Source organism: Rathayibacter sp. AY1D9, assembly GCF_002932395.1.
GTDB lineage: Bacteria > Actinomycetota > Actinomycetes > Actinomycetales > Microbacteriaceae > Rathayibacter.
Window position 1 is genome coordinate 31,393 of sequence record NZ_PSVQ01000002.1, and the last position, 12,012, is coordinate 43,404.

Here is a 12,012-nt window from a genome sequence, read left to right on the forward strand (position 1 = left end):
TCTCCCCGCCCGAGCGCGCCGAGGCGGAGGCGACCCCTGCCGGACCGGACCTCCTGACGGCGGTCCGCGAGCGCCTCGGCGCCGTCGACGACGAGTTCTCCGGCCGCCTCGACGAGCACCTCCCGCGCCTGGTCGATCTGCTCGCCACGGTGTACGCCGGCCGCGACGACCTCGAGGACCAGCTGGTCGCGATCGTCGAGCTCGCCGCCGCCTCCTGGGAGGAGCGGCCCGAGGAGCTCCGCGCGCTCGACCGCGCCCGCGAGCAGCACCCGACCTGGTTCCTCTCGAACAAGGCTCTGGGCGGGGTCTGCTACGTCGACCGCTACGCGGGCGACCTCGAGGGGCTGCGCGCCGAGATCCCGTACCTCCGCGAGATCGGCCTGAACTACCTGCACCTGATGCCGCTCTTCGATGCGCCCGAGGGCGAGTCGGACGGGGGCTACGCGGTCTCGAGCTACCGGCGCGTGCGGCCGGACCTCGGCGACATGGAGCAGCTCCGCGGGCTGGCCTCCGAGCTGCGCGAGCAGGGCATCGCACTCGTGGTCGACTTCGTCTTCAACCACACCTCGAACGAGCACGAGTGGGCGCAGCGCGCACTGGCCGGCGAGCAGCGCTTCGAGGACTACTACTGGATCTACCCGGACCGGGAGCAGCCCGACGCCTTCGAGCGCACGACGCGCGAGATCTTCCCGGACGACCATCCCGGCTCCTTCGTGCAGCTGGAGGACGGCCGCTGGGTCTGGGCCACGTTCCACCGCTACCAGTGGGACCTCAACTACTCCAACCCCGAGGTGTTCCGGGCGATGGCGGGAGAGATGCTCTTCCTCGCCAATCAGGGCGTCGACGCCCTGCGGATGGACGCGGTCGCGTTCATCTGGAAGGAGCTCGGCACCACCTGCGAGTCGCAGCCGCAGGCGCACCTGCTGCTGCGCGCGTTCAACGAGGTCTGCCGCCTGGCCGCTCCGGCGCTGCTGTTCAAGTCCGAGGCGATCGTGCACCCCGACGAGGTGATCGAGTACATCGACGTCGAGGAGTGCCAGCTCTCGTACAACCCGCTGCAGATGGCGCTCACCTGGGAGGCGCTCGCCACCCGCGACGTCCGTCTCCTCTCGCAGGCCCTCGAGCGCCGGCACGCCCTCCCCGAGGGCACGGCCTGGGTCAACTACGTGCGCGGGCACGACGACATCGGCTGGACCTTCGCCGACGAGGACGCCGCCGAGCTCGGGATCGACGCGGCCGGCCACCGCCGCTTCCTCAACGACTTCTACACCGACCGGTTCGACGGCACGTTCGCCCGCGGAGTGCCGTTCCAGGAGAACCCGCGCACCGGCGACCGCCGCGTCTCGGGCACCACCGCGTCCCTCGCCGGAGTGGAGGCGGGCGACGCCTACGGGATCGACCGCGTGCTGCTCGCGCACTCGATCGCCCTGAGCACCGGCGGGCTGCCGCTGCTCTACCTCGGCGACGAGGTCGGCCAGCTCAACGACCACGGCTACCTCGACGACCCGACGACGGCCGGCGACTCGCGCTGGGTGAACCGGCCCCGCCGCCCCGCGGAGCGCTACGACGAGCGCGAGGTCCCGGGGACTGCCGCGAGCGAGGTCTTCGGCGGGCTGCTGCACCTCATCGCCGTGCGCAAGGCCGTGCCGATGTTCGCGGGCACCGAGCTGAGCGTCTTCGACCCGGTCAACGACCACGTGCTCGGCTACCAGCGCCCCGGCGACGCGGAGTCGGTGCTCGTGCTCGCGAACGTGTCGGACGAGGTCCAGGAGGTCGCGGCCGAGCGGTTCGGCGGGTTCGCCGCGGAGGCGGTCGACCTGGTCACCGAGATCGCGGTCGACCTGCGCGAGGGCTTCCGTCTCGCTCCGCTGCAGTTCGTCTGGCTGAGGGTGACCCCGGCCTGATCGGCCCGCGCGACGCCCCCGGCGCGGGGGCCGTCGCCGGTACCCTGGGGCGGATGACTCCCGCTCCCCGTGCCCTGATCGCCCGCCTCCGCACCGACGCGCGACTCGCGCGCAAGGTGGGCGGCGAGCTGCTCGCGGCTCGCCGGGCCCGCCACGCGGTGACCCGGCTGCTCGCGGAGCGCGGGCCGCTGCCCGAGGGCCGGTTCGAGATCGGCGTCTACTTCGCCGATGGCGACATCAACCTGTACCAGCTGCGGCAGTGGTACCGGCCGCTGGCCGAGCTGGCGGAGACGCACCCGGTCGTGCTGCTCAGCCGCAACGCCGGCGCCGCGGAGGTGCTGCTGCGCGAGAGCCCGGTCCCGGTCGCCTACGTCCGCTCCGTCTCCGACCTCGAGGGCACCATCGCGAGCCAGCCGCTGCGGATCGTGCTCTACGTCAACCAGAACGCCCGCAACTTCCAGATGATGCGCTACGGGCGCCGCTGGCACGTCTTCGTCAACCACGGCGAGAGCGACAAGATGTACATGACGACGAACCAGTTCAAGGCGTACGACTACAGCATGATCGCCGGGGACGCCGCCCTCGCCCGGCTGCGCCGCGTGCTCTGGGACTACGACTTCGACAGGCGCGCCCTCGCCATCGGCCGTCCTCAGGCGGACCACTTCGCCGGCGCCGTGCCGTTCACGCCCGACGAGCGCCGCGTGGTGCTCTATGCGCCGACCTGGGAGGGCGACCGCCCCGCCGCGGGCTACGGCTCGATCCGGAGCCACGGCACGGCCCTCGTGCGCGGGCTCCTGGCCGACCCGCGGTTCCGGCTCGTCTACCGCCCGCATCCCCGCAGCGGCGCGGTCGACTCCGACTACGCCGCGGCCGACCGGGCGATCGTCGCGATGATCGCCGCCGCCAACGCGGCCGATCCGCGCGCCGGTCACGTGCACGACACCGGTGCCGAGCTCGGCTGGCAGCTCGCCGCCGCCGACCTCGCGATCCTCGACGTGTCGGCGATGGTCTACGACCGGCTGGCCACGGGGCGCCCGCTGCTGGTCACCCGGCCCGTCAGCGCCGAGGCCGAGGTCGACGAGAGCGGCTACCTCGGCGACGCGGAGTGGCTGCACGCCGAGGACGCCTCCGCGATCATCGCGCGGATCGACAGCGCCGAGCACGATCCGGAGGCGGTCGAGCGGCTGGAGCGCTGGGTGCACCGCTACTTCGGCGACACGTCGCCCGGAGCGGCCACGCGGCGCTTCCACGAGGCGATCGAGCACCTGCTCACCGAGTGGGAGCGGCACGCCGCTCTGCACCGGGGCGACGGCGCGGTCGACGACCACGATCCGGAGGGCTGAGCGGGCGGGAGCACCGCTCGAACGGCCGCGTCAAGGGTGGGCCGGTCGCCGGGCGGCCTCCCGATGCCCCGCTACGCTCGTCCCATGATGACCCCGCGCGCCTTCGCCCGCTCCCGCCGGCGCCGGTCGGCATCCGCCCAGCCCGCGGTCGAGCCGGACATCGTGGTCTCCGCCGACCCGGAGAAGCCGGTCTTCACGATCCGCTCCTTCCGCATCGGCCTGTTCGGCGCGCTCGGCGTGCTGGTGGCGCTCGTCCTGGGCGGCCTCGTCGTGCAGCTGGGCACGGTGCTGACCTACATCTTCGTGGCGCTGTTCTTCGCGCTCGGCCTCGATCCGCTGGTCTCCTGGCTCGAGAGCAAGCGCCTGCCGAGGCCGCTCGCGATCACAGCGGTCTTCGCCGCGGTGGTGCTGATCTTCGCCGGCCTGCTGGTCTACATCATCCCGATCCTGGTCGAGCAGCTGACGATGTTCGTCACGAGCGCCCCGCAGATCGTCACCGACATCGCCTCGCAGCAGTGGGTGCTCGACCTCGAGCAGCAGCTGCGCGGCGTGATCGACATCGACGAGCTGATCGAGAGCGTCCAGAGCTTCATCGGCAACCCCAACAACCTGCTCTCGCTCGGCGGCGGACTGATCGCGGTCGGGACAGGGATCGCCAGCGGCGTGACCGGCGCCGTCATCGTGCTGATCCTGACGCTGTACTTCCTCGCGTCGCTGCGCTCGATGAAGGCCGTCGCCTACCGCTTCGCCCCCGCCTCGCACCGCGCGAAGGCGCACGAGGTCGGCGACGAGATCACCGGCGCCGTGGGCCGCTACGTGGTCGGCCAGGTCTCACTCGCCGGCGTGAACGGCGTGCTCACGTTCGTCCTGCTGCTCTCGATCGGCGCCCCGGTGCCGGCGCTGCTGGCCTGCGTCGCGTTCCTCGGCTCCCTGATCCCGCTGGTCGGCACGCTCTCGGGCGCCGTGATCATCTCGCTCGCCTGCCTCCTGGCCTCGCCGCTGACCGCGCTGGTCGCCGCGATCTACTACCTCGTCTACATGCAGGTCGAGGCGTACCTCCTCAGCCCCCGCATCATGAACAAGGCCGTCTCGGTCCCCGGTGCGGTCGTCGTGATCGCGGCGGTGGCGGGCGGCACCATCGCGGGCGTGCTCGGCGCCCTGGTCGCGATCCCGGTCGCGGCCTCGGTGATCATCGTCGTGCAGAAGGTCGTCTTCCCCCGTCAGGACACCAAGTAGCGGACCGCACCGCGACGGCCGGTCCGCTCAGCGCCAGGGCGGCACCGCGCCGTCGACCGCAGCGCTGAAGCGGCGGACCGACTCCGGGACCGCGACGCCCTCCTCCGCCGGCACCGGCGCGAGCGTGCGGGTGACCAGCGGCACGACGCCCGCCCAGACCCCGGCCTCCGGCTCGTCGCCGGCTCCGTGCGCGCGCACCTTCAGGCTCGCCTCGGCCAGGGGGAGGCGCAGCACCAGCGTGGCCGCGATCTCGCGGGCGGTGCTCGCTCGCACCTCCTCGTCGCGCCCCGGGAGGAGGCGTGCCACCAGCAGATCGAGGGCCCGCGCCTTCTCCTCGCCCTCCAGCGCCTCGGCCCGGCCGATCACCATCGCCGAGCGGTAGTTCATCGAGCTGTCGAAGGTGGAGCGGGCGACGACCAGTCCGTCGACCAGCGTGACCGAGGCGGTGAGGAGCGAGTGCCGCGCCGCCTCCCGCAGCAGTCCTCCCCCGCTCGACCCGTGCAGCAGGAGGGAGTCGCCGTCGCGGGCGAAGAGGATCGGCAGCACGATCGCGGCGCCGTCCCGCACGACGGCGACGTGAGCGATCAGCGACTCGTCGAGCAGGGCGTGCAGCTCGGCGGGATCGGTGCGCTGGCGGTCGCGGAGACGGGAGACGCGGGTGCGGTCGGTGACGGGGAGGCTGTCCATGTCGGAATCGTCCCGCGCCGACTGGATCTGCCAGGATGCCACTGGGCCGCGATCGGAGTGGTCCAGAGCGGAGCGGTCGATGGCGTCGGGCGATCTGGAGATCCCGCTCCTTCTCGGGCCGTCGCCGCGCGGCTCGGTCCGCGCCGGGCTCGCCGAGGCGCTGCGCCAGGCGGTGCTGGACGGGCGCTACCGGGCGGGCGATCCGATCCCGTCGAGCCGCGTGCTCGCCGAGCGGCTCGGCGTCTCGCGGGGCTCCGTCGTCGCCGCGGTGGATCAGCTGGTGGGGGAGGGCTACCTCGTCGCCCACCCGCGCGCAGCGGTGACTGTCGCCTCCGACGGACTGCTGGCGCCGGCGCCGCAGGAGCCGCGGCCGGAGTCCCGGGAGACCGTCGTCCCGCCCGCCGCGGTGGACCTGAGGCCGGGCCGGCCGGACACCCGCGCCCTCGACACCCCGGAGTGGCGGGGCGCCTGGCGCCTGGCGCTCGCCTCGCCGCCCTCGGCGCCTCCTCGGGGTTCCGGGGACCCGGCCCTGCGGGAGCAGATCGCCGAGCAGCTGCGCCGGTCCCGCGGAGTCGACGTGCAGGCGTCGGACGTGGTGGTGACCAGCGGTACCGCGGGCGCCGTCGCGCTCCTGGTCCGCGCCGCCTCGGCCTCGCTCGGACGCGAGGTGCGCGTCGCCGTCGAGGACCCCGGCTACCCGGCCGTCCGGCGCCGCCTGCGCGCCGACGGGCACGAGGTCGTCGGCGTCCCGGTGCGCGGCGACGGCATCGACCTCGACGCTCTCGCGAGCTCCGGCGCGGACGTGGTCGTCGTGACTCCGTCGCACCAGTACCCGACCGGCGGCAGGCTCGCCCTCGCCGAGCGCCTGGAGCTGGTGCGCCGCGCGTCGGCCGGCCCTCTGCTCGTGGTGGAGGACGACTACGACAGCGAGTTCCGCTACGTCGGCGCCCCGCTGCCCGCGCTCGCCTCGCTCGACTCCGGCGGCGGAGTCGCCCATGTCGGGTCGTTCTCGAAGACCGTCTCGCCGTGGCTCCGCATCGCCTACCTGGCCGTTCCGCCGGCGTCCTGGCTCCGCGGGGCGCTGGCCGGCCTCGACGACGAGAAGGACGCCTCCGCCTCGGGTCCGACGCAGGCGGCGCTCGCGCAGTTCATGGCGAGCGGGGCGTTCCGGAGGCATCTCACGCGCTCGAGACGGCGCTACGCCCACCGCCGTGAGCTGGTCCACGCATTCGCGGAGGCGGTGCCCTGGGGGCGCGCGAGCGGACTCGACGGGGGTCTGCACGTCGTCCTCTCCCTGCCCGCGCCTCTGGACGCGCACGCCGTCGCGGCCGCGCTGCTCCGGGAGGGACTGCTCGTCGCCACTCTGCACGAGTACGCCCTGTCGGGATGGGCTGCGACCGAGGCGCTGGTCCTCGGCTACGGCCATGTCGGCGACCTCGAGCTCGCTGCGGCGCTGGACCTCGTCGACCGGACCGTCCGCGCGCTCGCCGCAGGGGCCGTCCGTGGTATCCCTGGAGGATGACCCGCGACTCCGCCCTGCACATCACCGACGATCCCGACGCCGACGCGCTGCTCAGCCGCGACCCGCTGGCCCTGCTGATCGGGATGCTCCTCGACCAGCAGGTCGCGATGGAGACGGCCTTCTCCGGGCCCCGCAAGATCGAGGAGCGCCTCGAGGCGGAGGGCGCCTCGTTCGACGCCGCGTCGATCGCGGGCTTCGACGAGGACGCGTTCTCTGAGCTCTGCCGGACTCCGCCCGCGATCCACCGCTACCCGGCGAACATGGCGGGGCGCGTGCAGGTCCTCTGCCGCGCTCTGGTCGACGACTGGGACGGCGACGCCGCGGCCGTCTGGACGCGGGACGAGCCCGACGGCCGCACGGTCCTCGCGCGTCTGAAGGCGCTGCCCGGTTTCGGCGAGCAGAAGGCGCGGATCTTCCTCGCCCTGCTCGGCAAGCAGCGCGGATTCTCGGGGGAGGGCTGGCGCGCGGCCGCGGGCGCCTACGGAGAGGAGGGCGCCTTCCGCTCGGTCGCCGACATCGTCTCTCCGGAGTCGCTGACGAAGGTCCGCGCCACCAAGCAGGCCGCGAAGGCCGCCGCCAAGGCGGAGAAGTAGGGCCGGGGGCGGCGGCCGGATCGATCGAGCGCTCGACGACGGTCCCGGTCGCCGGCTCCGCAGTCGCCGGCCGAGTAGCCTGACCCGATGATCCCCGCCCCCACCGCCCGGCTGCGCTTCCGCGAGATGACCGCCGAGGACCTTCCCGAGATGGCGGATCTTCTCGGCGACCCGGTCGTGATGCGGTACTACCCCGCGCCGAAGGACCGCGAGCAGGCGGCCGCCTGGATCGAGTGGAACCGGCGGAACTACCGCGAGCACGGCTTCGGGCTGTGGATCGTCGAGACCCTCGACGGCGAGTTCGTCGGCGACTGCGGGTTGACCTGGCAGCGCGTCGACGGCGGGATCGAGCTCGAGGTCGGCTACCACGTGCGGGCCGGGCTGCACGGCCGCGGCTATGCCACCGAGGCGGCTGCGGCCTGCCGCGACCTCGCGCTCGCCCACCGCCTCGCGGGACGACTCGTGGCGCTCGTGCACCCGGCCAACGCCGCCTCGAGGCGCGTCGCCGAGAAGACCGGCCTCCGTGTGATCGCCGAGGACCGCGACGGCGGCGGACTCCTCCGCACCGTGCTCGGGATGCCGCTCGTCGGGCCCGGGCGCCGGCCTCGGGAACGCTGACCGAACGCCTCCGACGGCTCCGGACCACAGCGCGCGGCCCGCGCCGAGCAGGATGGTCTGAGCTAGAGCCGGTCCTCCAGCGCCGCGATCAGCGCCGCGCGGTCCTCACGGAGGATCGAGGCCCCGCCCCCCGGCACGGTCCGCACCTCGACGCCGCGGCCGGCGAGGACGCCGCTCAGCGAGCCGTGGCCCAGCGGGTCCTCCGGCATCACGGCGAGCGTCGCCACGGGGAACGTCTCGGGGGCCTCGGCCGCACCCCGTGCCGTCAGCCCGACGGCGGAGTCCTGCTCCCAGAGCGCGTGGGCCGACACGTCGAGCTCGATCTGCTCGTCCGTCCAGATCGGGTGGCGGTGGCGGAGGGAGTCGGCGTCGCCCTTCTCGACGTGCGCGACCGAGCCGCCGCGGTGGAGCGCGCCCGCCAGTCCGCGGGCGTCCGAGAACGCGGGGTCGAGCAGGACGAGCCGGTCGGCGCCGTACTCGGGGGCGAGCCGGGCGGCGACGACGGCGCCGAGGCCGTGGCCGATGACGAGGTCGGGGGTCTGCAGCACCGAGGCGCGGACGTCCGACGCCCAGCGCTCCGGCGAGTACACGGGCGATGCCGGCGAGCCGCCGTGACCGGCGAGATCGGGGGCCACCACGCGGTAGCCGTGCTCGTGCAGCGTCGGGACCAGGGCGTACCAGATCCGTGAGTCGGAGCCGAGGCCGTGGAGGAGGAGCGCCGTGCGCTCGCCCGTTCCGCCGTAGTCGCGGACGAACAGCGCCAGCGGCTCGGCCGGCGCGGCGGCCAGCGCCTTCCGCTCGGCGCGGGTCGGCTCGAGCACGAGGGTGTTGCCGAACGCCTGCGGTGCCGGCCCGAACGCATCGCGCGCGCTGTGGATCACCTTGCGGCCGAGCATCGCGTTGCCGACGCCGCCCAGTGCCGCTCCGATCCCGAACGGCATCGCCCGGCCGACCAGGCCCGCGCCCTGCTGGGCGATGAAGTGCTTGGCGAAGGACTTCTTCGCGCGGTCCGCCAGCTCGCCCACGAGGAAGGACGGCAGGCCCTTCGTGACCACCGAGCCCCAGTACTGGTTGAGGCCGCTGCCCCCGCCGACGGCCTGCCCGGCCACCTGGCGCACCATCTCGCTGCCGGAGGAGCCCATCATCAGCGTGAGCACGAGGGCCCGCGCGCGGTCCGGGTCCTCGAGCGGGATCCCGTGCACCTCCGTCACCGACTGCGCGAAGAGCGCGCTCGCCTCCAGGAACCCTGCGGCTCCCGCGCCGGAGAGAGCCACCGAGGCGGCCGTGCCGATGCCGGGGACGACGGCGGTCGCCCCGATCGCCGCGCCTCCCGCGGCCACGCTCGAGAGGTACTGCCGCTCGAGCGACGTGATGATCTGCTCCGGAGTCGCCCCGGGACGCCGGCGCCGCAGCAGGCGGATGTTCGCCAGCACGGCCGGGCGCTGCACCGCGAGGAGCCGGTCGAGCAGCTTCGCCAGCTGCGCGTTCTCGGAGCCGTCGGCCTGCTCCACCTCGCCGGCCCTCTCCACGGCGCGCTCGCGCTTGCGGTCCTTCTGGGCCATGTCGTGCACTCCTGCGTCCTCGGGCGCCGCGTGCGGGAGGGGTCAGTCGTCGGAGACGGTGCCCTGGACGGGCGGGCCCTCGGCCGGCGCCGTGCTGCTCCGCGGTGTCGGCGCGTAGTCCTCAGCGTAACGCGCGAGCACCTCCTCGATCGGCGCGTCCAGCACCAGGCGGCCCTTGTCCAGGTAGAGGCCGCGCGTGCAGAAGCGGCGGAGGTCGCGCTCGTTGTGCGAGACGAAGAAGAGGGTGCGGCCGGAGGCGAGCAGCTCCTCGATCCGCGCGTAGCACTTCTCGCGGAACGCCCTGTCGCCGACCGCGAGCACCTCGTCCACCAGGATGATCGGCTCCTCGAGCCGCGACACGACGGAGAAGGCGATGCGCACCTTCATCCCGCTCGAGAGGTGCTTGTAGGGGGTGTCGAGGAAGTCGCCGATCTCGGCGAACTCGATGATCGAGTCGAAGCGCGCGTCGACCTCGCGCTTGGACATCCCGTGGAGACCCGCGGTCAGGTAGACGTTCTCGCGGACGTTCAGGTCGGCCACGAAGCCGCCGGTGATTTCGATGAGCGGAGCGACGCCCCCGCGCACCTCCACCGCGCCCTCGTCCGGCAGCACCACGCCGGCGACGAGCTTGAGCAGCGTCGACTTCCCCTGACCGTTCCGGCCGACGACACCGATCGCCTCGCCCGCCCGCACCTGCACGTCGAGCCCGCGCAGCGCCCAGAACTCGCCGGGCCGCGAGCGGCGGGAGCGGCCGGCGAAGAGGTCCTTGAAGGAGCGGCGGCCCCGCCGGTTGCGGCGGAAGCGGATCCCGAGGCCGCGGCACTCGATGACCACCGGGGCGTCGGCCATCACAGCTCCTTCAGCACCGCGCGCTCGGAGCGGCGGAAGACGACGAGGCCCAGCGCCAGCACGAGCACCGAGATGCCCGCGGAGGCGAGGATGAGCGGGACGTCGAGCTCGCTCTCGAAGAACGCGGAGCGGTAGAGGGCGAAGATCCCGCTGAGCGGGTTGAGCGCCGCGAGCGGCCGGATCTGCTCCGGCAGGTTGGCCGTGGAGTAGATGATCGGCGACGCGTAGAAGAGGAACCGGAGCACGAGCTTCACGGCCCGCTCCAGATCGCGGAAGAACACCACGAGCGGGGCCACCAGCAGACCCACGCCGAGCGTGAGCACCGCCTGCAGCAGGATCGCCACGGGGAACAGCAGCGCCGCCCAGGTCAGGTGCGCGCCGGCGATCACGGCGAAGAGCACCAGCACCGGCAGGCTCGCCACGAACTCGATGCCCTTCGAGAGCACGATCCGCCCGACCCAGATGGTCCGCGGGATCGACGTCGACCGCACCAGCTTCGCCTCGCGGAGGAACGCGCGGGTCGCGTCGGACGTCGCCTGGTTGAACCACATCCACGGCAGCAGGCCCGCGAGCAGGAAGACGATGTACGGGTCCTCGCCGACGGTCCGCTGGAAGACGACGGTGAAGACGAAGAAGTAGATGCCCGACATCACGAGCGGGTCGAGAACCGACCAGACGTAGCCGAGCGCGCTCGTGGCGTACCGGACGGTGAGGTCGCGCCTGGTGAGCAGCCAGAGGGAGTGGCGGTAGCGCCAGGCCCGGGAGCGCCGGTGGCGCAGGGCCGTCTCGGTCGCGAGGGTGTCGGCCGTACTCACTGCGCGACTCCTCCCGTCGGCTCCGCTCGAGCCGGGGGAGGAGCCGGGAGCGTCAGACGAAGAGGTTCGCGCGCTCGAGGTCCTCGGCGAAGTCCACCTCGACGGCGTAGAGGTCGGAGATGTCCATCGGCTCGACGAGCAGGCGGTCCTGCTCGATCGCCAACTCTATGCCACGCTCGAAGTAGTCCTGGGCGTCGACCCGGGCGAGCTGGCGCACCAGCGCGGCCTTGTCGGAGGCGGACACGTAGTTGATCCCGACCGCCTCGCCGAGGCCGCCGCGCACCGTCTTGGAGAGCTCCTGGATGAAGCCCTCGGCGCTCGTCGTGTACTTGACCTCCTCGTCCGACACCTTCGAGGTGTTGACGGTGACGAAGGAGACGTCCTTCGCGATCAGCGCGGCCGCCCGGTCGAGGATGCGCGGGTCGAAGACGACGTCGCCGTTCATCCAGAGCACGCCGCCCTGCCCGCTCGCCTGCAGCGCGCGGAGGAGGCTCTTGGAGGTGTTGGTCTGGTCGTACTGCTCGTTGTAGACGAACGTCGCCGAGGGGAAGGCCTCGATGATGTGCTCGAGCTTGTAGCCGACGACGATGCTCACCGGGATATTGGTGCCGAAGGCGTGGTGGATGTTGTCGAACTGCTGCTGCATGATCGTGCGCCCGTCGCTGAGCGGCGTGAGCGGCTTGGGGAGGGAGCGGCCGAGCCGGCTGCCCATCCCTGCGGCGAGGATGACGACGGTGGCGGGGCTGCTGCTCGTCGAACCTGTGTGCATCATCGTGTGTTCTCCTCGAATTAACCGCTGCGTCTCGATCTGATCGACTCCTCGGGTAGAGACCTAGTGTACAGTTCACGCCCCCCGGGGCCAGGGTGGTTGACCTCTCGCCGT

The 12,012-nt window shown here is 72.9% G+C and carries 11 protein-coding genes; 6 read left to right on the forward strand and 5 right to left on the reverse strand.

Annotated features, from left to right (window positions below):
- The first annotated feature begins 53 nt into the window (after positions 1 to 53).
- The 3 genes from C5C50_RS01725 to C5C50_RS01735 all read left to right on the forward strand — a co-directional run bounded on the left by C5C50_RS01725 (position 54) and on the right by C5C50_RS01735 (position 4,483).
- Positions 54 to 1,904 carry an alpha-amylase family protein gene (locus C5C50_RS01725; protein ID WP_104272768.1) on the forward strand — a complete coding sequence of 617 codons (1,851 nt, stop codon included), beginning with the start codon at positions 54 to 56 and terminating at the stop codon, positions 1,902 to 1,904.
- Positions 1,905 to 1,957: 53 nt separating this feature from the next.
- Positions 1,958 to 3,247 carry a CDP-glycerol glycerophosphotransferase family protein gene (locus C5C50_RS01730; RefSeq protein WP_258067599.1) on the forward strand — a complete coding sequence of 430 codons (1,290 nt, stop codon included), beginning with the start codon at positions 1,958 to 1,960 and terminating at the stop codon, positions 3,245 to 3,247.
- Between the two features lie 84 nt (positions 3,248 to 3,331).
- The gene (locus C5C50_RS01735; RefSeq protein WP_258067602.1) at positions 3,332 to 4,483 is read left to right on the forward strand and encodes an AI-2E family transporter; all 1,152 of its coding nucleotides are present in this window, start codon (positions 3,332 to 3,334) and stop codon (positions 4,481 to 4,483) included.
- A 27-nt stretch (positions 4,484 to 4,510) separates the two neighbouring features.
- Here the strand turns inward: C5C50_RS01735 and C5C50_RS01740 are convergent, their stop codons facing one another.
- On the reverse strand, positions 4,511 to 5,170 hold the full coding sequence (locus C5C50_RS01740; protein WP_104272716.1) for a pyridoxamine 5'-phosphate oxidase family protein: 660 nt from the start codon (positions 5,168 to 5,170) through the stop codon (positions 4,511 to 4,513).
- A 79-nt stretch (positions 5,171 to 5,249) separates the two neighbouring features.
- On the opposite strand from C5C50_RS01740, the gene C5C50_RS01745 reads away from it, so the two are divergent.
- From C5C50_RS01745 to C5C50_RS01755, 3 genes are all read left to right on the forward strand, one after another.
- Entirely contained in the window at positions 5,250 to 6,692 is a 1,443-nt protein-coding gene (locus tag C5C50_RS01745) for a PLP-dependent aminotransferase family protein (protein ID WP_181133871.1), read from the forward strand.
- Positions 6,689 to 7,285, forward strand: a complete 597-nt coding sequence (locus C5C50_RS01750; protein ID WP_104272718.1) for an HhH-GPD-type base excision DNA repair protein — start codon at positions 6,689 to 6,691, stop codon at positions 7,283 to 7,285. The genes C5C50_RS01745 and C5C50_RS01750 overlap by 4 nt, the downstream gene beginning before the upstream one ends.
- An 87-nt stretch (positions 7,286 to 7,372) precedes the next feature.
- Entirely contained in the window at positions 7,373 to 7,903 is a 531-nt protein-coding gene (locus tag C5C50_RS01755) for a GNAT family N-acetyltransferase (RefSeq protein WP_104272719.1), read from the forward strand.
- A gap of 62 nt (positions 7,904 to 7,965) precedes the next feature.
- Here the strand turns inward: C5C50_RS01755 and C5C50_RS01760 are convergent, their stop codons facing one another.
- The 4 genes from C5C50_RS01760 to C5C50_RS01775 are packed head-to-tail and all read right to left on the reverse strand — an operon-like array spanning position 7,966 to position 11,898.
- Positions 7,966 to 9,465, reverse strand: coding sequence for an alpha/beta fold hydrolase (locus C5C50_RS01760; RefSeq protein WP_104272720.1), 1,500 nt, complete (start codon positions 9,463 to 9,465; stop codon positions 7,966 to 7,968).
- 42 nt (positions 9,466 to 9,507) lie between these two features.
- Positions 9,508 to 10,314, reverse strand: coding sequence for an ABC transporter ATP-binding protein (locus C5C50_RS01765; protein WP_104272721.1), 807 nt, complete (start codon positions 10,312 to 10,314; stop codon positions 9,508 to 9,510).
- Positions 10,314 to 11,129: an ABC transporter permease gene (locus tag C5C50_RS01770; protein WP_374953048.1), complete on the reverse strand. Its 816-nt coding sequence runs from the start codon at positions 11,127 to 11,129 to the stop codon at positions 10,314 to 10,316. The genes C5C50_RS01765 and C5C50_RS01770 overlap by 1 nt, the downstream gene beginning before the upstream one ends.
- Positions 11,130 to 11,181: 52 nt before the next feature.
- Positions 11,182 to 11,898: an NTP transferase domain-containing protein gene (locus C5C50_RS01775; RefSeq protein WP_104272771.1), complete on the reverse strand. Its 717-nt coding sequence runs from the start codon at positions 11,896 to 11,898 to the stop codon at positions 11,182 to 11,184.
- Between the last annotated feature and the right edge of the window lie 114 nt (positions 11,899 to 12,012).

Coding starts and splice junctions, on each gene's coding strand:
- C5C50_RS01730 (WP_258067599.1), top strand. CDS start 1,958: ATGACTCCCGCTCCCCGTGCCCTGATCGCCCGCCTCCGCACCGACGCG.
- C5C50_RS01735 (WP_258067602.1), top strand. CDS start 3,332: ATGATGACCCCGCGCGCCTTCGCCCGCTCCCGCCGGCGCCGGTCGGCA.
- C5C50_RS01740 (WP_104272716.1), bottom strand. CDS start 5,170: ATGGACAGCCTCCCCGTCACCGACCGCACCCGCGTCTCCCGTCTCCGC.
- C5C50_RS01745 (WP_181133871.1), top strand. CDS start 5,250: ATGGCGTCGGGCGATCTGGAGATCCCGCTCCTTCTCGGGCCGTCGCCG.
- C5C50_RS01750 (WP_104272718.1), top strand. CDS start 6,689: ATGACCCGCGACTCCGCCCTGCACATCACCGACGATCCCGACGCCGAC.
- C5C50_RS01755 (WP_104272719.1), top strand. CDS start 7,373: ATGATCCCCGCCCCCACCGCCCGGCTGCGCTTCCGCGAGATGACCGCC.
- C5C50_RS01760 (WP_104272720.1), bottom strand. CDS start 9,465: ATGGCCCAGAAGGACCGCAAGCGCGAGCGCGCCGTGGAGAGGGCCGGC.
- C5C50_RS01765 (WP_104272721.1), bottom strand. CDS start 10,314: ATGGCCGACGCCCCGGTGGTCATCGAGTGCCGCGGCCTCGGGATCCGC.
- C5C50_RS01775 (WP_104272771.1), bottom strand. CDS start 11,898: ATGCACACAGGTTCGACGAGCAGCAGCCCCGCCACCGTCGTCATCCTC.